The 20657-nt window shown below is 56.5% G+C and carries 19 protein-coding genes, 1 tRNA gene and 1 pseudogene; 10 read left to right on the top strand and 11 right to left on the bottom strand.

The window, feature by feature from the left end; translation table 11 throughout:
• The 5 genes from AC2FIM_RS07145 (at position 1) to AC2FIM_RS07165 (ending at position 4846) form a co-directional block, all read left to right on the top strand.
• The gene (locus tag AC2FIM_RS07145; RefSeq protein WP_142635858.1) at positions 1–705 is read left to right on the top strand and encodes a c-type cytochrome; all 705 of its coding nucleotides are present in this window, start codon (positions 1–3) and stop codon (positions 703–705) included.
• Positions 706–732: 27 nt separating this feature from the next.
• Entirely contained in the window at positions 733–1995 is a 1263-nt protein-coding gene (locus AC2FIM_RS07150; RefSeq protein ID WP_271948165.1) for an NAD(P)/FAD-dependent oxidoreductase, read from the top strand.
• Between the two features lie 80 nt (positions 1996–2075).
• Positions 2076–2510 (top strand): DUF302 domain-containing protein, encoded by a 435-nt coding sequence (locus tag AC2FIM_RS07155; RefSeq protein WP_496676299.1) that lies wholly within the window; start codon positions 2076–2078, stop codon positions 2508–2510.
• A 1-nt stretch (position 2511) separates the two neighbouring features.
• Positions 2512–3735, top strand: a complete 1224-nt coding sequence (gene hemA, locus AC2FIM_RS07160; protein ID WP_496676296.1) for a 5-aminolevulinate synthase — start codon at positions 2512–2514, stop codon at positions 3733–3735.
• Between the two features lie 52 nt (positions 3736–3787).
• A complete protein-coding gene (locus tag AC2FIM_RS07165) occupies positions 3788–4846 on the top strand; it encodes a YeeE/YedE family protein (protein WP_496707956.1) in 1059 nt (352 codons plus the stop codon).
• Position 4847: 1 nt separating this feature from the next.
• Here AC2FIM_RS07165 and AC2FIM_RS07170 read toward each other — a convergent pair whose 3' ends face one another.
• Both AC2FIM_RS07170 and AC2FIM_RS07175 read right to left on the bottom strand, forming a co-directional pair.
• Positions 4848–5792, bottom strand: a complete 945-nt coding sequence (locus AC2FIM_RS07170; protein WP_281995313.1) for an MBL fold metallo-hydrolase — start codon at positions 5790–5792, stop codon at positions 4848–4850.
• Positions 5789–6541 (bottom strand): MBL fold metallo-hydrolase, encoded by a 753-nt coding sequence (locus AC2FIM_RS07175; RefSeq protein WP_496676289.1) that lies wholly within the window; start codon positions 6539–6541, stop codon positions 5789–5791. The genes AC2FIM_RS07170 and AC2FIM_RS07175 overlap by 4 nt, the downstream gene beginning before the upstream one ends.
• 293 nt (positions 6542–6834) lie before the next feature.
• Between AC2FIM_RS07175 and AC2FIM_RS07180 the strand changes: the two are divergent.
• Positions 6835–6963, top strand: a pseudogene (locus tag AC2FIM_RS07180) (IS5/IS1182 family transposase); the annotation flags it as partial.
• Positions 6964–7209: 246 nt separating this feature from the next.
• Here AC2FIM_RS07180 and AC2FIM_RS07185 read toward each other — a convergent pair.
• The 6 genes from AC2FIM_RS07185 to AC2FIM_RS07210 form a co-directional block, all read right to left on the bottom strand.
• Positions 7210–7286 (bottom strand) — tRNA-Met (locus AC2FIM_RS07185).
• An 82-nt stretch (positions 7287–7368) separates the two neighbouring features.
• Positions 7369–8343 (bottom strand): alpha/beta fold hydrolase, encoded by a 975-nt coding sequence (locus tag AC2FIM_RS07190; protein ID WP_142635870.1) that lies wholly within the window; start codon positions 8341–8343, stop codon positions 7369–7371.
• A 102-nt stretch (positions 8344–8445) separates the two neighbouring features.
• Positions 8446–10866 (bottom strand): GcvT family protein, encoded by a 2421-nt coding sequence (locus AC2FIM_RS07195; RefSeq protein WP_496707954.1) that lies wholly within the window; start codon positions 10864–10866, stop codon positions 8446–8448.
• 125 nt (positions 10867–10991) lie between these two features.
• Entirely contained in the window at positions 10992–11216 is a 225-nt protein-coding gene (locus AC2FIM_RS07200) for a hypothetical protein (RefSeq protein WP_142635874.1), read from the bottom strand.
• A gap of 47 nt (positions 11217–11263) precedes the next feature.
• Complete coding sequence (locus tag AC2FIM_RS07205) at positions 11264–12418, bottom strand: aromatic ring-hydroxylating oxygenase subunit alpha (protein ID WP_142635876.1); 1155 nt, start codon at positions 12416–12418, stop codon at positions 11264–11266.
• A gap of 91 nt (positions 12419–12509) precedes the next feature.
• Positions 12510–13415, bottom strand: a complete 906-nt coding sequence (locus AC2FIM_RS07210; protein WP_271948147.1) for a LysR substrate-binding domain-containing protein — start codon at positions 13413–13415, stop codon at positions 12510–12512.
• A 149-nt stretch (positions 13416–13564) separates the two neighbouring features.
• Here AC2FIM_RS07210 and AC2FIM_RS07215 point away from each other — a divergent pair, with 149 nt between their 5' ends.
• The 4 genes from AC2FIM_RS07215 to AC2FIM_RS07230 all read left to right on the top strand — a co-directional run bounded on the left by AC2FIM_RS07215 (position 13565) and on the right by AC2FIM_RS07230 (position 16902).
• A complete protein-coding gene (locus tag AC2FIM_RS07215; protein WP_416383911.1) occupies positions 13565–13711 on the top strand; it encodes a hypothetical protein in 147 nt (48 codons plus the stop codon).
• Positions 13712–13830: 119 nt separating this feature from the next.
• On the top strand, positions 13831–15372 hold the full coding sequence (locus tag AC2FIM_RS07220) for a trimethylamine methyltransferase family protein (RefSeq protein WP_496676774.1): 1542 nt from the start codon (positions 13831–13833) through the stop codon (positions 15370–15372).
• Between the two features lie 67 nt (positions 15373–15439).
• On the top strand, positions 15440–16171 hold the full coding sequence (locus AC2FIM_RS07225; protein WP_271948145.1) for an SDR family NAD(P)-dependent oxidoreductase: 732 nt from the start codon (positions 15440–15442) through the stop codon (positions 16169–16171).
• Complete coding sequence (locus AC2FIM_RS07230) at positions 16168–16902, top strand: SDR family NAD(P)-dependent oxidoreductase (protein ID WP_271948143.1); 735 nt, start codon at positions 16168–16170, stop codon at positions 16900–16902. The genes AC2FIM_RS07225 and AC2FIM_RS07230 overlap by 4 nt, the downstream gene beginning before the upstream one ends.
• Here AC2FIM_RS07230 and AC2FIM_RS07235 read toward each other — a convergent pair whose 3' ends face one another.
• Genes AC2FIM_RS07235 through AC2FIM_RS07245 form a run of 3 tightly spaced genes read right to left on the bottom strand, consistent with a single transcriptional unit; the run spans position 16903 to position 20657 of the window.
• On the bottom strand, positions 16903–18243 hold the full coding sequence (locus tag AC2FIM_RS07235; RefSeq protein ID WP_282021560.1) for an NAD(P)/FAD-dependent oxidoreductase: 1341 nt from the start codon (positions 18241–18243) through the stop codon (positions 16903–16905).
• Positions 18240–19736, bottom strand: coding sequence for an aldehyde dehydrogenase (locus tag AC2FIM_RS07240; RefSeq protein WP_496676277.1), 1497 nt, complete (start codon positions 19734–19736; stop codon positions 18240–18242). The genes AC2FIM_RS07235 and AC2FIM_RS07240 overlap by 4 nt, the downstream gene beginning before the upstream one ends.
• Positions 19737–19739: 3 nt before the next feature.
• Positions 19740–20657, bottom strand: a complete 918-nt coding sequence (locus AC2FIM_RS07245; protein WP_496676274.1) for a dihydrodipicolinate synthase family protein — start codon at positions 20655–20657, stop codon at positions 19740–19742.

Consider the following 20657-nt stretch of genomic DNA (forward strand, 5'->3'; position numbering starts at 1 on the left):
ATGCGTTGGTCGAACGCGCTTGTCTGTGCCGCGTTCTTTGGGGCTACTGCTTCATCGACATACGCTGCAGAAGACCTTGGCGATGCTGAGGCAGGGAAAGCCGTGTTTGCCAAATGCAAAGGCTGTCATCAGGTTGGAAAAGGGGCCGAAAACAAAATCGGTCCGCATCTGAATGGGATTTTTGGGCGCAGGGCAGCTGGTCTGGATGGCTTTAGCTATTCCAAAAGCCTTGCGCGCGCGGGTAGCTCGGGTCTGGAGTGGCACGCTGACACACTGTCTGCGTACATCGAAAACCCACGTGCATTCGCGTCAGGCACAAGGATGAGTTTTGGTGGCCTGAAAGACCCGGAAGACCGCGCCAACGTGATCGCCTATTTGCGGGATTTTTCCGACAATCCTCAGGACATCCCAGAAGCGGACCCGACGGCGAAGGGCACGGATCATTCTATCGACCCCGCGATCTTGGCGATTCAAGGAGATCCTGAGTACGGCGCATATCTCAGCAGCGAATGTACAACGTGCCATCAGATCGACGGAGGTGATGAGGGCATTCCCTCGATCGTGTACTGGCCTGACGAAGACTTCGTGGTCGCCATGCACGCATATAAAGACAAACAGCGGCCACACCCGGTCATGCGAATGATTGCCGGACGGCTGAGCAATGACGAGATCGCGGCATTGGCTGCCTACTTCAATAATCCATAGTGACTGTGTCCAAGAGGAGGAAACGCGATGACGCTAAATAGACGAGTATTTCTTGGAGCCGCCGGGGTGGTAGCAGCCGGGTTATCGGCACCGATGGTGTTGGCGCAAGGCAAACCACGCGTGGTAGTTGTCGGCGGCGGTGCGGGCGGTGCAACTGCTGCGCGCTACATCGCAAAAGACAGCAGGGGTGAGATCGACGTAACGTTGATCGAGCCGTCGCGGACCTATTACACCTGTTTCTTCTCAAACCTGTATCTGGGAGGGTTTCAGGAGCTTTCGGACATTGCCCACAGCTATGGCACGCTTGCCGCGAACTACGGCATCAACGTGGTGCATGATTGGGCCACAGGGGTGGATCGCGATGCCAAGACGGTGTCCTTGGCAGGTGGCGGATCCGTTCCATATGACAAGCTGATCCTGAGCCCGGGTATCGACTTTGTTGATGGTGCGGTCGAGGGCTGGGACGTCTCGGCGCAAAATAAAATGCCGCATGCCTACAAGGCTGGATCTCAGACCGAGCTTCTCAAGGCGCAGATCATGGCAATGCCCGAAGGCGGTACATTTGCAATGGTCGCGCCACCGAATCCGTACCGTTGCCCACCCGGACCGTATGAGCGGGTTTCAATGGTTGCGCATGTTCTGAAGGCGAACAACCCGACAGCAAAGATCATCGTTGCCGACCCGAAACCGAAGTTTTCCAAGATGTCATTGTTCCAAGAGGGTTGGGCCAACCACTACGAAGGAATGGTTGACTGGATTGGCGAAGATTTCGGCGGCGGCAATGTCGCCGTAAACCCGGATGCAATGACCGTTACTATCGACGGCGAAGAAACCAAGGTCGATGTCTGCAACGTGATCCCAGCGATGAAAGCCGGGCGCATTGCGGAAATGGCAGGGGTGACCGATGGCAACTGGGCACCCGTGAACGCCGCGGATATGTCCTCCAAAGCCGACCTGGATATCTACGTTCTTGGTGACGCCAGCCAACAGGGTGACATGCCCAAATCCGGCTTCTCGGCCAACAGTCAGGCGAAAGTCTGTGCGAATGCCGTGCGAGGTGCGTTGACCGGGTCCAAAGTGTTTCCGGCCAAGTTCTCCAACACGTGCTGGTCGCTCATCGACACCGATGATGGCGTCAAGGTTGGCGCAACTTACGAAGCGACTCCCGAAAAGATTGCCAAAGTGGACGGCTTTATCAGCCAGACCGGCGAAGATGCGGACTTGAGAAAAGCAACTTATGAAGAGTCGCTGGGTTGGTACGCTGGTATCACTTCAGACATGTTCGGTTAAGGTATTCAGGGGTTTTGACTGGTGTCAAAGACCTTGATGAGCAATCTGAGAAGATGCGGCTCAAGAGGAGGATTAAAATCATGAAACACTTTATCGCTGTAGCCGCGTTTTTCACTGTTCTGGTGAGCCATGCGTTTGCGGAAGAGATCATCACTGCCCCATTTGACGGCAGTTTTGATGATGCAACCTTCGCCGTCGAGTCCGCGATTGTCGGACAGGGACTGGTCATCGACCATGTAAGCCACGTAGGCGACATGTTGAATCGCACGGGCGCTGATGTCGGCAGTGACAAGCAGATATTTGCGGCCGCAGATATCTTCATTTTCTGCTCGGCAAAAATCTCGCGCGAGGTGATGGAAGCCGACCCTATGAATATCGGATTCTGCCCCTACGGGATTTTTGTAGCCGAAGACGACAGTGGCGTGATGGTGGGATATCGAGGCTACCCTGACGGGCCAATGCAAAAGGTTCAGACCCTGTTATCCGAGATCGTCGAAGAGGCCGTAGGGAATTGAAATGAACTATCAGCAGTTTTTTCGTGATCAACTGGACCAGCTTCAAGAGGAAGGGAACTATAGGGTCTTTGCGGATCTCGGAAGGCAGTGCGGTGCATTCCCGACCGCGCGCAATTACGCAGAAGACGGTCCCGAAAAAGTCACTGTCTGGTGCTCAAATGATTATCTTGGCATGGGTCAACACTCCTGCATTCTTGCAGCAATGCACCAAGCGATTGATGAGTGTGGTGCCGGGGCGGGTGGTACGCGGAATATCTCTGGAACCACTCATGAGCACGTTTTGCTGGAACAGGAACTTGCCGACTTGCACTGCAAAGAGGCGGCATTGCTATTTACGTCCGGCTACGTTTCAAACTGGGCGGCTCTCGGAACTTTGGCCTCCCGCATTCCTGGTATCACCGTACTGTCAGACGAGTTGAACCATGCCTCGATGATTGAGGGAATTCGCCACAGCCGTTGTCAAAAGCGGATCTGGAAGCACAATGATATTGCAGACCTTGAAAGGCAGCTTGCTGACATACCAGCCAACGCACCAAAGCTCATTGCGTTCGAAAGCGTCTATTCCATGGATGGTGATATAGCGCCAGTTGCCGAGATCTGTGATCTGGCGGATCGCTATGACGCGATGACCTATTTGGATGAGGTTCACGCCGTAGGGCTTTATGGACCGCGCGGCGGTGGCATCGCCGAACGTGAAGGCCTGATGGATCGCCTAACCGTTATCGAGGGGACATTAGGCAAAGCCTTCGGTGTCGTCGGTGGATACATCGCGGCGTCGAAAGAGCTTGTGGACTTCGTCCGGTCCTTTGCCAGCGGGTTTATCTTTACCACTGCATTGCCTCCGGCCGTAGCCGCAGGTGCGGCAGCCTCGGTTCGGCACCTGAAGCAAAGCAATGCGGAACGATATCTGCACCAGCAGCGAGTGCGCGAAGTTCGAGACAGGCTGGACGAACTGAGTATTCCCCATACTCCGAACCCAAGTCACATCATTCCGGTCATGGTCGGCGATCCGGTTAAGTGTCGCTTCATCTCTGATGTACTGATGCGTGACTATGGAATTTACATCCAGCCGATCAACTATCCAACCGTTCCCAAGGGAACGGAGCGTCTACGGATTACTCCGTCGCCGGTGCATTCTGCTGAAGACGTGGATCGACTGGTATCTGCATTGGGTGAGTTGTGGACGCAATGCCAGTTGGCGCGCAGGCCAATGGTCGCGCAATGACAACTTGACCGAAGACAAGGATGCACACGCTACGAAGTGAGAGTTTCTGTTGATGGAGAGACTCATCGATCTGTTGGGAGACTCTGGCGCCTTGGCATTTGCCGGAGTGCTCGTCGGTATCTTGTTTGGCGTGACGGCTCAGAAGTCTCACTTTTGTTTAAGAGCGTCGGCAGTCGAAGTCGCCGAAGGCGAGCTAGGTCCCCGCTTGGCGGTTTGGCTGATCGCCTTCACCACTGCGCTCGCCTTGGTACAGGCGCTTATCGCGTTTGACTGGCTAGACCTTTCCGAGACACGTGCAATCGCGTCGACAGGTAGCCTGAGCGGCGCGGTAATCGGTGGAGCGATGTTCGGCGCAGGCATGGTTCTGGCGTGTGGATGTGCATCTCGCCTTTTGGTATTAGCCTCCTGCGGTAATCTGCGCGCCCTGGTTACGGGATTGGTTTTGACCTTAGTGGCTCAAGCCGCCTATACCGGTGTTCTTAGTCCCGCCCGCGAGTTGCTGTCTGGTATCTGGGCTGTCCCAGGAGGCGCGCCGCGTGATCTTTCAGAAATACTTGGGCTCTCGCCAACGGTTTATACAGCAGTTGCAGCGTTGGGACTGGTGTCGGCCATTGTCTTTGCGTCCCACCGGAAAGTCGCGCCTATAAGGATCATAGCGGCCGCAGGAGTTGGCCTGGCTGTGGCGCTCGGCTGGTTGATAACATTTGCCATCGCGCAAGCATCTTTTGAAGTCGTGCCTGTGTCTTCAGTCACGTTTACCGGACCGGCCACGGACACACTAATGGCGTTGGTTGCAAGTCGAAACGTTGTGTTGTCCTTCGGTATCGGCCTTGTCCCAGGCGTAGTAATTGGCGCGGCAGGCTCAGCCTTGACTGCAGGGGAGTGGAGGATCGAACGATTTGGCTCGGAAACTCCGATGGAACGCTACCTCGTAGGGGCTGTTCTCATGGGGTTTGGGGCCATGCTGGCGGGAGGTTGCGCGGTGGGTGCCGGGCTTTCAGGAGGGTCCGCCCTGTCATTGACCGCATGGGTTGCCGTATTTTTCATGTGGGTCGGGGCGATCAGCACGCATAGATTATTGATGCTAATCCCTGTTCCGCAACATTCCTGAGCTACTCGAATTCCATCTGTTCGAAAACGCGCCCTGCATTTTTCGTGGCCAGTTCTTCAAACGTGTCCAGGTTGGCGTAAGGTGACTGATCGACGTAGTAAGCCTCAGCCAGATCACCTCCTGCATCCATATGCTCTTGAATCTTGCCGCGCAGATATATCAGGTAGTCGCGTGTATAGCGGCGCACCTGATCCATGTTCGTAGGATGGCCGTGTCCCGGTATCACATAAGTAGCATCTAAAGCCTCGAATTCGGTGTCCCAAGTTTCAAGCCAATCCGCTGTATAGGTGTCTTGAAAGATTGGCAGCATGCGTTCGTGAAACGCCATGTCTCCCGCAATGACAAGGCTTTGGTTCGGCAACCAGATCGAGATATCGCCGGGACTATGGGCGGGGCCGAGGTACTTTGCCTCAATCCGGAATTCACCCATCTCAACCACGTATTCATCATCGAATGTCTCGGTTGGGCCGGCCAGGAATGTTCCGTCTGCCTTGTCCTGATTGTATCGCTGCATTCCTTGCAGAATTTGCAGGCCATATTCCTCGAATTCAGCCGCTGCTTCTGAATGTGCGATGATCGGAATGCCGAGTTCTGACCAGTAAGCGTTGCCAAGCATCGCGTGCCCCTGGCCATTCTCGTTGAAGACAAGTCTGACCGGCTGATCCGTGATGGCCTGAATTTCCTTGTGAAGCGCTTCGGCAAGGACATAGGCTGCACCGCCGTTTATGACGACCACACCTTCACCGGTTACAATGAAACTGAGATTGTTGTTGTGACCAGAGTTTTCATAGGTCGGTGGGGCGGTTGCGCCAATGGCGGAATAGACGCCAGGGAAATACTCGACCGGTTTGGAATACAGCACGCTTTGCGGATATTGGTCTGCAATTTCCTCGCTTGCCCAAGCTGGTGCGGCCAAGGCCAAGGCAATCGCAAGCGTTCGTATCATGTTGGTTCTCCAATGAACTTATACGCAGAGCCAGTTTTTTCGACCCGGCCGATTCCACCATTCGGCAGGTGGAAGCCAATTATCTTCATTTGCTCGCGAGAAATCTGATCTAGCAGCAAACTACGAGTTGCTGCAGCTGTCTGTGGATCCTGATCCGTACCACTGTGCCAATCAGGCCGTTCAAAAGCCACGTGTGGATTTCCCAACGCGTCGCCGACAATCATCACGGATTCACTGCCGCTGCGGATTTCAAACGCCATGTGGCCGGGTGTGTGCCCAAAGCTTGCACGGGCGGCAATGCCTGGAAGGATCTCTTGTCCGTCGTCAAAGAACGCCACCTGATCCTCAATTTCTGCCATCCGGCGCTTCGCGCCTACAGCGAACGCAGCGCGATCTTCTCCTATCGAATCCACCGTTGAAGGGTTCCACCAATAATCCCACTCTTTACGGCCAAAGTGATGCGTCGCGTTGGGGAAAAGCAGGTCGTCGAAGTCATCCAAAATGCCCCAGATGTGATCCGGGTGCGCATGGGTGAAAACCACGTGTGAAACGTCTTCGGGCGACAGGCCGATTGTTTCAACAGTTTCCAAAAGTTTGCCAGACGTGGGCATGAAATCCGGCCCAGCTCCGACATCGAATAGCACCGTGTTTTTACCATCACGATAGAGCGCCACGTTGCACTCTGGCTCGTACTTGGTCGCGTCCACTCGATTGCGATTCAGAAGCTGCTCGAGTTCTTCTTTCGGCATGGACCCAAAGACCATTTCCGGTGGCAATGACAGGTACCCGTCTGATACGGTTGAAATCCGAGCTGAAGAGCCGAGTTGCAACTCGGCCCTTACGATCCTGGATTGAGTACCAAGCATCCCAAGGCAAGCGGCGCTGTACAAGAAAGTGCGGCGAGAAAATGTATTTCCATCCATACACAATCAATAAAATGAATGTTATTATTTGTAAATGGAGAAAGAAAGGCTGTGTGTGCAAGGCTGCTTTCGTCCTGATACTAAGAAGTCTACTCAACTTCTTCGGTACCGGCGGGTAAGTCAGCGATTACACCGGTGCCTGGGCTCTGCTCAAAAGCATACCGAATGTGGGCTGGCTACTTGGTGATCGCGGCTATGATTCTGATTGGTTCCGAGACGCGTTAAAAGGCATGGGGATGCGCGCCTGTAAATGTTTGCATTCCGGAAATCAGCGGAGCGACGGAGGAGGAGCCCCTGAGAGCCTGCATCTCAACTCATGGAGCGAAATAGGACTGGCTGTGGTGTGTGGCGGCTTCCCGCTTTTTCGTGACGATTCCCAGTTCTTTTCGACCACAAAATTCGTCTGCTGTTACCTAAAATGCCACCCAAACCATCTTTGCGGTACGTGAGAGCAACGCTGAGTTCACGTTTCTAACTGATATGTTATGGGAATTTGGTAGCGGAGGAGGGACTTGAACCCCCGACACGCGGATTATGATTCCGCTGCTCTAACCAACTGAGCTACTCCGCCATGAGTGAATGGCGATTTAAGGGAGGGGTTGGGGAGGGTCAAGAGGGAAATGGCGCCTTTGTTGGGAATATTTTAGCTGGGACTAATCCGAATTCGGCACAACCGTCGCCCTGGGTTCTGTATTTTGTACCACGCCGCGAATGAAGTTGTTGCAGATGTCCGGGACTGTCAGGGGGATCATATGGCCCAGCCCTTCGATCTGTTCAAAACTCAGACCAAACGCCTGCATTGATTCACCGTGTTGCGTGGCTGACAAGAGCGCATCCTGTGCTCCAAACAATATGGAGCCAGGCACTTTCAGGTCGCCATAACGGGCGACTTGCGCCGGCATGCTCTGTTCAATCCCGATCACATCCTGTGAGGCGCTGATAAACGCGGATGGACGCATCCCCAAAGCGCCGCCGGCGCGGTCCAGAAAGTCTTGGGGCGCGGGTTCTGGCGCAAAAGCCGCGCTAAGGGTGTGCGGTGCGGTTTTTGCGGCCAGCGGGACGGCAATCGTGTTGCCGATCAGACTGCGCAGCCATTCTGTCCGGATTTCAAGCGGTTTGAACACGGCGGGCGGCCCGGGCATCGCCTGAGTAAGCGGAGCTAGCAGGGCCAGCGCTTTGATCTTGTCCGGGTAATCCAGCGCCATCGCCAGAGAAACCGCGCCACCCAGCGAATGGCCGACCAGAATTGGGTTGCTAACCCCCTTTGCCTCTAGAAATTCATGTATCATGCGGCCCTGTTCGGGCAACCGCCCAAGCTCTGCCGTCTCACGAGTTGAGTATCCGCAACCGGGGCGATCCACGGCAATGACGTGAAAATCCTCGGCCAGTTTATCCATCAAGGCGTAGGTGAAATGTTGCAACTGCCCGGCCAGCCCATGAATGAGCACAACCGTCTGATTGGAAGGGTCGCCCTTTTCCACATAGTGGATATTGCCGCCGCGCACGGGAATGATAACCCCCGGTTGTGGGACACGCATCCGGCCGTCACGGGTCAGCTTGCGTGTCCAAAGATTCATCGCAACAAGAAACAGCGCAATGAACAGCGCAATAGTCAGGAAGATTGTCATCAGCCTATCCTCTGGATGGAGCAGATCAGATTACTGACCGGATAGCGCCACAACCCGAAGGCAATGTCCACAGCTCGCTTAAAGGATCTAATGCGGACTGGGTTAGCCGCGCAAGATCGTCCCAGTTGGATCAAAGGGCGGTTCTTTCAGGATCGTTGCCCTATGCGGGCGCCCTAATACCATGACCTCGACCCTATCGCCGGCCTCGGCACCCGAAACATAGCCCAAGGCCAGCGACATACCCACGGAATAGCCATAAGCGCCCGATGTCACCCGACCGATTCCGCGCCCGTCCATGAAAATGGGTTCGCCTCCGGTCGCGTCAGCGTTCGAAGCTGCGGTGTCGGCTTCGTCCAGATGCAGCAGGACAAGCTGCTCTCTGGCCGGAGAGGTCATGGCAGAATTGGCGGCATCTTTGTTTAGGAACGATTTGTCGAATTTGCACAACCGGTCCAAACCGACCTCGTGTGGCCAGTATTCGGGGCTGTATTCGCGCCCCCAAGACCCATAGCCCTTTTCGATCCTCAGCGACATCAGTGCGCGGCTGCCAACTGGGCCTGCGCCGAACTCTTTTCCGGTCTCGATCAGCGCCTCATACAGGCGGAGCTGATCTTTCGCGGCGCAATGCACCTCCCAGCCCAGATCGCCGGTGAAGGAGACACGCAGCGCCAGGACCGCAATTCCGGCGATTTCGATCTGTTGCGAGCGCATGAAGGGGAAATCCTCGGGGCTGAGCGAGGTATTCGTAAGCCGTTGCAGGATTTCCCGCGATTTCGGGCCAGCCACGTTAAAGCCGCAAGTCTCTTCGGTGCGGCTTTCGAAACGGGTGCCATCGGGCAGAGGAACCTGTTTGAAGAACCGTTTGTGATAGCGCTCGGCCATGCCCGAGCCGATGATCCAGAATTCGTCGTCGGCCACGCGGGTCACGGTGAAATCGCCGGCAATACCTCCCCGTTTTGAGATCAGCGGGGTCAGGCAGGATCGACCAACCGATCTCGGCATGGAATTTGCGAATACGGCATTAAGCCAACCCTCGGCTCCCGGACCTTTGCAAACATATTTGGCAAAGTTTGAGATGTCGATGATCCCGGCCCGATCGCGCAGCATCCGGCATTCCGCGCCCACCGGTTCCCACCAGTTCTGGCGTATGAATCCGTTGGTGTCCGTGGCGCCGGGCGCCTCTGCGAACCACAGCGGGTGTTCCCATCCGACATTCAGGCCAAAGACGGCACCCATGTCCTTTTGCCTGTCATAAATCGGGCGGGTCCGGGCAGGGCGTCCTGCGCTGCGTTCTTCATTTGGGAAGTGGATGGCAAAGCGGTGTGCGTACTGATCCTGCACGCGGGCCTTGGTGAAATCTTTGGTAGCCCATGTGTCGAACCGCGCCACGTCCCAGGCGAACATGTCGTATTGGGTTTCGCCTTCGATGATCCACTGCGCCGCCATCAGGCCCATGCCACCCGATTGCGAGAATCCCGGGATGATGCCGTTGCAGCAGAAATAGCCGTCGACCTCGGGCACTGGTCCCATCAGAACGTTGGCATCCGGTGACCAGATCATCGGTCCGTTGATGACCCGTTTGATCCCGGCGTCGCCCACGGCAGGTACGCGTTCGATGGCGTTCATCATATTCTCTTCGATCCGCTCCAGATCGTCGGGAAACAGATCATGGGCAAAATCCAGGGGTGTGCCGTCCTCGGCCCAGAATTTCATATCCTTTTCATAAGCCCCCACCAAAAGGCCCTGACCTTCCTGCCGCAAATAGTACTCGCCATCGCGGTCACTGACCGAGGGCAGGCGGGTATCATGCGCCGCGACGTCAGCCATGGTTTCGGTGACGAAATACTGATGCTCGGTCGGTTGCAGGGGTAGCTCGATCCCGGCCAACATGGCAACTTCGCGGCCCCAAAGACCGGCGGCATTCACAACCCACGGCGTTTGGATGTCCCCCTTAGGGGTGCGTACGATCCAGGTGCCGTCTTCTTGCTGATCTGTCGCAGTGACCGGCGTAAAGCGGTGGATTTCGGCCCCACGCTGGCGCGCGCCGACAGCGTAGGCGTTGGTGACCCCCGAGGGATCAACATTACCGCCATCAGGTTCGTACATGACACATCGGATGCCATCGTAATTGACCAGCGGGTTCAGACGCTGCGCCTCTTCGATGCTGATCTCATAGAAATTCATCCCGTACAGCTTGGCCTTGGCGGCCTGCAGCCTCAGCTGGTGCTCGCGCTCTTCGGTTTGGGCCAGATATAACGAGCCGGGCTGGAACACGCCGCAGCTTTGGCCGGTTTCAGCCTCAAGCTCTTTGTACAGCGTCATCGTATAGTGTTGGATGCGGCTGATATTGGTGCTGTCATGCAGTCCGTGGATGTTCGCCGCCGCGTGCCAGGTCGAGCCGGATGTCAGTTCATCCCGTTCCAACAGCACCACGTCTGACCACCCCGATTTGGTCAGGTGATACAGGATCGAGCACCCAATCACACCACCGCCGATTACCACTGCCTGTGCATTTGTCTTCATGAGTCTGTCATCCAAAATTTTGGTCTTGTCGTCATGTGTTACCAGTACTGAACCCAAGACAACGGGTTTAAATTTCACGTGGGATTGAACAGATATAAACCAAGGTTAGTCTCCGATGCCCACCACTATGCACGTCCATACTCGACCAGTCTGTGGTTCAATTCATCTGTTTCAGAGGCCCCGGCTTCCAGGGCGAATATAAAGGCGTGGGTCAGGTAAAAACAGGCCGCGTCGATATCTTGCACCGCTTCGCATTCATCTGCTGCAATAGTGTAATAGCGGACCAACGCGGCAGGATCATCATGATCATGCGCCTCAAGTAGCAAGCGATCCAGTTCTGTTCTGTCCATCGGGTCTCCGTCGCGTCTGGCCAGTCGTGCGTGGCCAGACAGCTGGTTCAGTCGGCGCGACCGCTTTCAATCTGTGTCGCAACCCAGTGATGGAAATTATGGGTCGGACCATCCATCACCGGAGAGAATCGACCGCCGTCGAACAACATTCCGTGCCGACCCTTTTGCATCCCTTCAACAACGAACACATCCTCTTCAAACACAGTTTTCCATTGCTGGGCGTTTGCCGCCCTCAGGCCATCATGTTCAGGTGTGTCTTCGATGCTTTTGGCATAATAAAGCTCGATATGCTCAACGGTATTTTCGTGATCAACCGGTTCCAGGACAATGGCAAACGCATGGTCACGCTGCACACCCAAAAGAACATTCGGATACACGGCCACATACTCTGCACCCTCATTCCATCGATCGCTGAGCCCGTCGAAATCGGCGAATGTGGTGCCGTCATGGTCAGTGAGTTGTCGATAGACAAGCGTGCCTTGACCGGAATAGTGCCCGCGCACTTCGATGTTATAGTGATCCTCAAGTCGCGAATAGCTGTTCAGGCCGGGATGCACCCAGGGCAGGTGATAGCTTTCGCAATAGTTCTCAACCGCCAGCTTCCAGTTGGTCTTGACCTCCAACTTGAACGAAGAGGCCTCACCGCCGTGATGTACTGGTTGATCAAACTCTTTCCAGCGTTCCAATAGGGCGGCGTGCGCCTCTTCGAATTCGGGTGCATTGCCGTCCACATTCACAAAGACCACGTCCCGCCAGACATAAGAGCGAATACGGATCAGGCCCAGAGATTTGCGATCCACGTCCTCATGGGTGTTGTGACCGGCGCCGCCAACATGTGGCGTCGCACGCAGCTCTCCCTTCAGGCTGTAGCACCAGCTGTGATAGGGGCAACGGATCGCGCCACTTATCTTGCGAGGGGTATCGACAAGGATCATCCCGCGGTGACGGCAGGTATTTTGAAATACGCCAACCTCACCATCCCGATCCCGCACGATTAGTAAAGGCATGCCTAGGAAATCGACCGGCATGGCATCGCCTTCCTCGGGCACGTCTTTGCCAAAGCCGATCCCGGACCAGTTGGCGTACAAAACCGATCTACGCTCTTCGGCGAAAAGTGCCGGGTCGATATAGTGTTCGTTTGGCAGGCCGTTTGCGACATTCACATCGACCAGAACGGAAGACAACGCAGTATGCTTGTTCATCGGGCTCTCCTGCAGGTGTTGTTTGGTCTCTATTGGCGGATACGCTGGCATCCACTCAATATCAGAAAACCTCATCACAGGGTGATTTCACCTAAACCGAACCGTCCTGAACCTCTTGAATGATCCAATCTTTCAGCGCCCGGGCACTTTCGGACAAGTCTTCATCCGAGCGGCCAACCAGATAAAACTGGTTTGGAGCGATCTGGAGGTGGGGCCCGATTGCCACCAGCTTTCCCGATTGCAGCATGGGTTGGATCAAGCGTTGCCATCCAAGAACCAGCCCGGCCCCCTTACGCGCCCGCTGGAGGGCTACCGAATAGCTGTTCACACGAGAATCGATCGGAATGGTTCCCGTGTACCCGAGTTGTTGAAACCATTCGGGCCAAGTGGTCCAGCTGCGGTCTTCAGAGTCCAGATGTATCAGTCGTTCAGCGGCGAGATCTTCAAGGCTTGCACCGGCCAACCGATCCGCCACCTCTGGGCAGGCGACGGGGACCAGACAATCCCGAAACAGAGGAGTGTGCGAAAGGTCACCGTTGCCGTCCCGGCCGTAGCGAATAAAGAAATCGATATCCGGCCGATCCCGAAATGGTCGATCCTGTGAAAGCTGGTCAACATTTACTTCAGGCATTTCGCGCCAGAACCGGATTACCGATGGCGACAACCAAAGAGCAGCCACTGCAGTGGTTGATCCTACGGTTACCTTTTCGACGGTGGCACGGTCGCGGATTGTTGCCAGTGTTTTTGAGATGCGGGTAAACGAAGAAGCCAGCACGTCATACAGCGCTTTGCCGTCTTCCGTCAGTTCGACCCCTCGGTGTTTGCGCTGGAACAAGGCGGTGCCAAGATCACCTTCCAACGCTTTGATCTGATGACTGACCGCGCCCGGCGTTACCGACAGTTCTTCAGCCGCATTCTTAAAGCTTAGATGGCGCGCAGCGGCTTCGAAGGCCGACAGCGTGGTGAGTGGCGGCAGATTATAGTGGCGTCTGGACATGACAGGTGTAGCCGTTGGTGGTCTTCAGGTTAATTCTTCTCACTCAAATATTGGACTTTTTAAGATTGTGCGCCAGAAGAAATTTTCCAAAACGATGATGTTGAGTGCCGTGTTTCCGATACGTGCGGTAAAGATCAGGCAATGTTTCTGTGACGACCGGGTTTGGTGTCAGCCAGTTCATTGACGGTTCTTATGCCATCACCGACATGGAGTGGATCATGGATATGGGCGGAGATGATCCCGCGCTAAGCATGGCAGAACTGATAGCAGGTCTGGTCGTCATCATGGGTCTGTAGATCATTTCGGCGGTTTCGGGTGCGGGTCGCTTCCTGCAAACATGTATCGCAATTAGTGAGGCTTGCTTTGACCAAATACCGCAATCTTTTGGGGAGGATTGGAGGATCGCCCTGTGAATATGCGTACCATGACCCGAACCGGTGGCCGTGCGGCCCGGCGCGCGCTGCGCTCTGCTCCGAATTTCGAGATGTTGCCCGGCCTGACCCGAGGCATCCCCCTATGCGAGGTGATGGATGGCAGCCAGATCGACCGGATCGACAGCGCCTCAATGGATATTCTCGAGAATGTCGGTGTTCAGTTTCGCGATGCAATCGCACTGGAGGATTGGAAAAAAGCTGGTGCAACAGTCGAGGGCGAACTGGTCTATCTGGACCGGGGCCTGGTCCGAGAGCTGATCGCCACCATTCCCAGCACCTTCACTTATCATGCTCGCGATCCGAACAAGAACGTGCGACTGGGCGGACGGCACTCGATCTTTGTGCCGATGACCGGCGCGCCCTTTCTGCGCGATCTCGATGACGTGAGGCGCAATCCGACGCTCGATGATCTAGCAATGTTCCACAAACTAAGCCACATGCTGCCGGCGATGCATTCCTCGGCGCATCACATTGTCGAACCTTACGACCACCCGATCAGTCAGCGACATCTGCGGATTACCTATTCGTCGATGAAACATTCGGACAAGACGTTTATGGGAATGACCACCTCGCCCAGAAACGCCGAAGACGTCATTGAGATGTGTGCGATCCTGTTCGGGGAAGATTTCATTGAAGATCATCCGGTCACCACGGGCAACTGCAACGGAAACTCTCCGCTGGTCTGGGACGAAACGATGCTGGGCGCGATGCGGGCCTTTTCTCGCCGCAATCAGCCTGTGTTGTGCTCGCCCTTTGTTTTGGGCGGGGCCAATACGCCCGCATCGGTTCCCGCCACCGTGGCGCAATTGAACGCCGAAGCACTGAGCGCGCTGGCCTATACCCAAGTCATTCGCAAAGGTGCTCCGGCGATTTACGGGCACTACCTGTCGACGGTGTCGATGAAATCAGGTGCCCCGATGGCCGGCACGCCCGAGATCAGCCTGATGAACTTTATGATCGGGCAGATGGCCCGGTTCTACGACGTTCCATGGCGCACCTCGAACACGCTGGGTGGGGCCAAGACATTTGATGCGCAGGCCGGGTACGAATCCGCCACGACGCTGCAGGCGGTTCTTCATTCCGGTGCGAACTATATTTGGCATTCGGCTGGCTGGAATGAGGCTGGGATGCATTGTTCCACCGCCAAGTTCATTGTCGATGCTGAACAATGTGCGATGGCTTATCGCATGGCAGAAGGCCCGCAATGGGATGATTTCGACCAAGCTCTTGCCGCCATTCCAGAGGTCGGTCCAGGCGGGCACTATCTGGGTCATCCGCACACGCAGGACAATTTTCAAACGGCGTTTTTCATGCCCGAGATGTTCGACAATAACTCGATTGAACAATGGGTGGCAGAAGGCGGGGTTGAGATCACTGAGCGCGCGTTGAAGCACGCGCGCAAGCTGCTGGCCGAATACCAGGAACCGACACTGGACGTGGCCAAAAACGAGGCCCTGCTGGACTATATTGCCCGGCGAGAACGGGAAATTCCCGCCGCTGACGAGCTGAACCAAACCTATTAAAGATTTCGCCTTGGACCTATCCCGACTGCATTGTCGGGTGGGTTTCTATTTAGCACTCGGAGGGAAAATGGAGCTGACGGGCAAAACAGCGCTCATCACAGGGGCTGCGGGTGGCATCGGATCTGCCATTGCACAGCGGATGCGGCAGGCAGGGGCACGAGTTGCGGTTGCGGACGTTTCGGTTGAGGGTATCGAAGCCGACGCCCATTTGCCCGGCGATTTGCGCGAGAGTGCTTATGCAGATGCATTGCCGCAACATGCGGCGGATGCGCTGGGCGGGCTGGATATCGTCGTCAACAATGCGGGGGTCATCACCCGCGGAGCGGTGACCGAGACTTCGGATACCGACTGGGCATTGTCGCTGGGCGTAAATGTCGAGGCGCCCTTTCGCATCTGTCGCGCCGCAATCCCGATCATGGCGGCGCGTGGTGGTGGCGCGATCGTGAACACCGCGTCATGCTGGGGGCTGCGCCCTGGGCCGAACCACGCGGTCTATTGCATGACCAAGGCAGCTATTGCGTCGTTGACACAATGCATGGGTATGGACCACGCGCATCAGGGCATCCGCATTAACGCCGTCTGCCCGAATGAAGTAAACACGCCGATGCTGCGGTCGGGGTTTGAAAAACGCGGCTTCGATCCGGATACTGCCGTGGCCGAGCTGGGCCGGACGGTGCCCTTGGGGCGTATCGCCGAGCCCGAGGATATTGCTGATGTGGTGATGTTTCTTGCCTCGGACGCCGCACGCTATGTGTGCGGGGCATTGCTGGAAGTGAACGGAGGAAAACCGGTTTCATGACGCGATTTACCGGCAAAACCGCGCTGGTCACGGGCGGGCGCAGCGGTATCGGACGCGCCATCGCGGAACGTTTGCAACACGAAGGTGCACGGGTCTTTACCGCGCAACGTGGGAGCGATCCGGAATTCGAAGGGTTCGAGGCGGATTTCAGAGATCCCCTCAGCCCGCAAACGGTGGTCAATCAGGTCGTTGATCTGTCCGGGCGATTGGACATTCTGGTCAATAATGCAGGCATGATGCAGGAAGCCGGCGTCGAGCAGATGAGCCTTGCAGACTGGCAGCGCACGCTGACAGTCAACCTCACGGCCCCGTTCCTGCTGATCAAGGCGGCGCTGCCCCATCTACGGCGGGCGGGCGGGGCGATTGTCAATATCGGCTCGATTGAGGGGCTGGGCAGCAATCCCGGCCATGCTGCCTATTGCGCATCCAAAGCCGGGTTGCATGGCCTGACACGAGCGGTGGCCGTGGATCATGGAGCAGAGGGCATTCGTTGCAACGCCGTGGCCCCTGGCTGGATCGACACCGAGTTGAACGTGGATTTCATCGCCTCAATGCCGGACCCGGAGACATTTCACGAGGATATCAAGCGCATACACCCCGTTGCCCGAACCGGAAGCCCGCAAGAGGTTGCGGCGCTGGTCGCCTTCCTGGCGTCGGATGATGCCAGCTTTATCACCGGGCAGGTCTACACAGTCGACGGAGGCCGCATGGCCAAGCTGAGCCTGCCCTGATCACTCGTCCCGCGCGCGCCATTCTTTCCAGCGCAGCACTGCATTGGCACCGATCTCTCGGAATGGCTTTGGGGGCAGGCGTTTGGGTTGATCCTGGGCGTCGAAATACCGGGTGATATTCGAGCTGTGGCCGCAGGTGCGTTCTGCTGCCGCGATACCGGTCAGGGTGCCGCGCGCCGTGCCCAGCCCGTTCTGGACACAGCCGGAAATCACGCCCTGTTCGACCTCTCGCGCGACGGAAACGCCGTTCAGGCTGAGGCAGAGATGACCGGCCCAGTGATATTGCATGTCCAGCCCCGCCAACTGCGGAAATCGCTGGTCGAATTTGCGCTGCATCACCCGCGAGGCGCGCGCCAGATCACCAGCAGTTGAGGTCATGCCCGGGCGCAGGGCCGCGCAGGTACGGGTTATGATCCGATTGCCGCCCTGCGCCGTATCAATGCGCCGCATCGTTGTACCCAACGGATCAGATGGTGTGACACTCCAGCGGGGTTGCCCCCCAAGCCGCGACAGCACTTCGGCGTCCAGCTCAGGGGTCATTGCCGCAAAAAGGAACAGTTGCATCAGCCGGTCGCGCTCGATCCCAAAGCTTTCCAGATGCCCGTTCACCGTCAGGATGACTGTACCAGTGCTGACGGTACCGCGCGCGGTTTTTACCAGCCACGCACCGCCTTGCTTCTCAAACCCGGTCACGCCAGAGCTCTCGTACAATGCAATGCCATCCTTGATCAGTCCCGCAGCCAGACCGCGAATATAGCCTGCTGGTTGCAACATAACCGTGCCGGGTGTGTATAGCCCCGACCGATAGTGGCGCGACCCTGTCAGGGCGTGCATCTGCTGTTGGTCGAGCATTTCACTGGTCTCACCCAAAGTGCTGAGATGATGCGCATAGCTGATATTATGTGCATGTCCCGCCGCGCTCACCGCTCCGTTAACCTTGCCAGCCGGATCAAAGAAATTCGGGTCGATCTGATATTGCTCGACCGCCGATCGGGCAAAATCAATTGCAAGTCGGTTTAATGTGATCATGGTGCGATCATCCCCCGGCCCGGAATAATTGTCCGAGGCCAGGTCATGTGGCAGATCGATCATAAAACCCGTATTGCGCCCCGCAGCCCCTTCGGCCACGCGGCCAGCCTCAAGCACGATGATCTTTGCGTCGCTTTGCAGCTGCCTCAAACGCTGTGCCGCTGACAGGCCTGCGAAACCGGCACCAACAATCACGACATCCGCCGTCAGATCACCATCCAGTTCTTGGGCTGGGGGTGGATCGCCTAATATGACGCTCCAGGCCGCAGGTCCGCGATGGACAGGCAGGGTTCGGGCGGCATAGCTGCTCAATCCACGGCCTCATCCGCATCGTCGGACAGGTCGACCCAGATGGTTTTTAGCTGGGTATACTGGTCATGCGCATGGATCGAGTTGTCGCGCCCACCAAAGCCAGACTGTTTATAACCGCCAAAGGGCGTGGTGATATCGCCCTCTCCAAAACTGTTTACAGTCACCGTTCCCGCCCGGATCATCCGCGCCCCGCGGATGGCGCGTTTCGCATTGGCTGTGAAGATCGACGCACACAAACCATACTCGGTATCGTTGGCGATCTTGATGGCCTCATCGAAGCTGGAAACCGTGATCACCGAAAGAATAGGACCAAAGATTTCGTCACGTGCCAGGATGGCGTCATTGCCAGGGAGTTCGACTACGGTGGCCTCGACAAAGCCATTGTCCGCTTTGCCTCCGATCACCACGTTTTCGGCCTGATCCAGATATCCGCAGATCTTATCGAAATGAGCTTCGCTGACCATTGCGCCCAATCGTGTTTCCGGGTTCAGAGGCTCGCCGACATTCCATTGCTTTACATGATGGGCGATGCGGTCGAGCAACTCGGCCTTTACGGCCTTGTGGACAATCAGGCGGGACGTGGCCGAGCAGTTCTCACCCATGTTCCAGAACGCACCATTGACGATATGTGCCGCCACGCGGTCCAGATTTTCTGCATCTTCCATCACAATGGCCGGATTCTTGCCGCCCATTTCAAGCACCACCTCTTTGGCGTTGCTTTCCGCCGAATAGCTCAGAAACCGTTTGCCAGTCACGGTTGAACCGGTGAAGGACACCATATCGATATCCATGTGCCGTCCGATAGGTTCGCCCACCTCGGCACCTGCGCCGGGGACGATGTTTAGGACGCCGCGTGGCAGACCGGCCTCCATCGCCAGTTCGGCCAGCCGCAATGCCGTCAGTGAAGTTTCCTCGGCCGGTTTCACAACCACCGAGCAGCCCGCAGCCAGAGCGGGCCCGATTTTCCATGCCAGCATCAGCAATGGGAAATTCCAGGGCAGGACTAGCCCGACAACGCCAATCGGCTCGCGCACGACCAAAGCGATGTGGTCGTCACTGGCGGGCGAGACCTGATCATAGATCTTGTCGATCGCCTCAGCATGCCATTTCAGGCAATGAATGGTCTCGGGCAGGTCGACGGTCTCGCAGTCAAAGATGGTCTTGCCACTGTCGATACTTTCCATCACCGCCAGTTCACGTGCATTGCGTGTGATCAGTTTGGTCAACCGGATCAGCACATTTTTGCGCTCGGATGGGTGCAGCCTCGACCAGCGGCCATCTTCGAACGCTTCGCGCGCCTTCTCGACGGCGAAATCCACGTCCGCTACACTGCAGGCGGCAATGTTGGCCAATTTCTTATTGGTCGCCGGGTTAACCGTTGTGAAGGACTGCCCGGAAATCGCCGGGCGATACGCGCCATCAATAAAGGCGCCGGTTGGCAAGGTCAGACCCGCGGCGATGGAGTCGTATTCGTCCTGCGTCAGCAATGTCATACCTTACTCCTCTGCCATGATGTCAGCGATTTTCTGTTTCAGCACGCGCGTCACTTGCTCTAGCGCGCGTTTGTCATCTTTGTTCAAAGATTTCAGCGGCGGCCGAACGATGCCCGCGTCAATCCCATTCATTGTGACACCATGCTTGATGGTCTGGATGAATTTGCCACCCTGTTCTAATACCCGCATCAAGGGCATCAGCGCCGACATGATCCGACGGCCCTTGGCAAAATCGCCCTCGATTACACAGGCCTGGTATAGCGCCACATGCTCGGCAGGCAGAAAGTTCGAGCCGCCACAGACCCAGAACGGCGCGCCCCAGGCAAAGAACTCCAGCGCCTGATCGTCCATACCGCATCCCAGTTGGATATGCGGATAGTCCCGCGCCAGAAGATGAACCCGGTTGATATCGCCCGAACTTTCCTTGATGCCGCAGAAATTCCTGCTGCGTCCGACGCGGTCCAGGAATTCCTCGCCCATCATCGTGCCTGTGCGGTGAGGATAATTGTACAGCATTACCGGCAGGTCGGCGGCCTTGTCGATGGCCAGCGCATTCAGCGCATTTTCGCGGTCGGTGGGCACCGAATAGGGCGGGCTGGCCAACAGGATCGCATCTGCCCCGATTTCCTTTGCACCCGACGCCAGCGCAACCGAGTCCGACGTCAACATCGCGCCCGTGCCAACAACCAGAGGCAAACGGCCTTTCAGACGCACATGGGTGAACCGCGCCAATTCCAGCCGTTCCTCCACGGTCTGCGCATAATTCTCACCGGTCGACCCGCCCGAGATCAGACCATGCACGCCATTCTTGATCAGAAGCTCGATCACCTGCGCCAGCGCGTCCCAGTTGACGCTGTCATCGGCCTGATAGGGCGTGACCACCGGGGTATAGACCCCCTCAAATCGGAAAATTGGATTCAT

The organism is Ruegeria sp. CDSC052 (assembly GCF_059610685.1).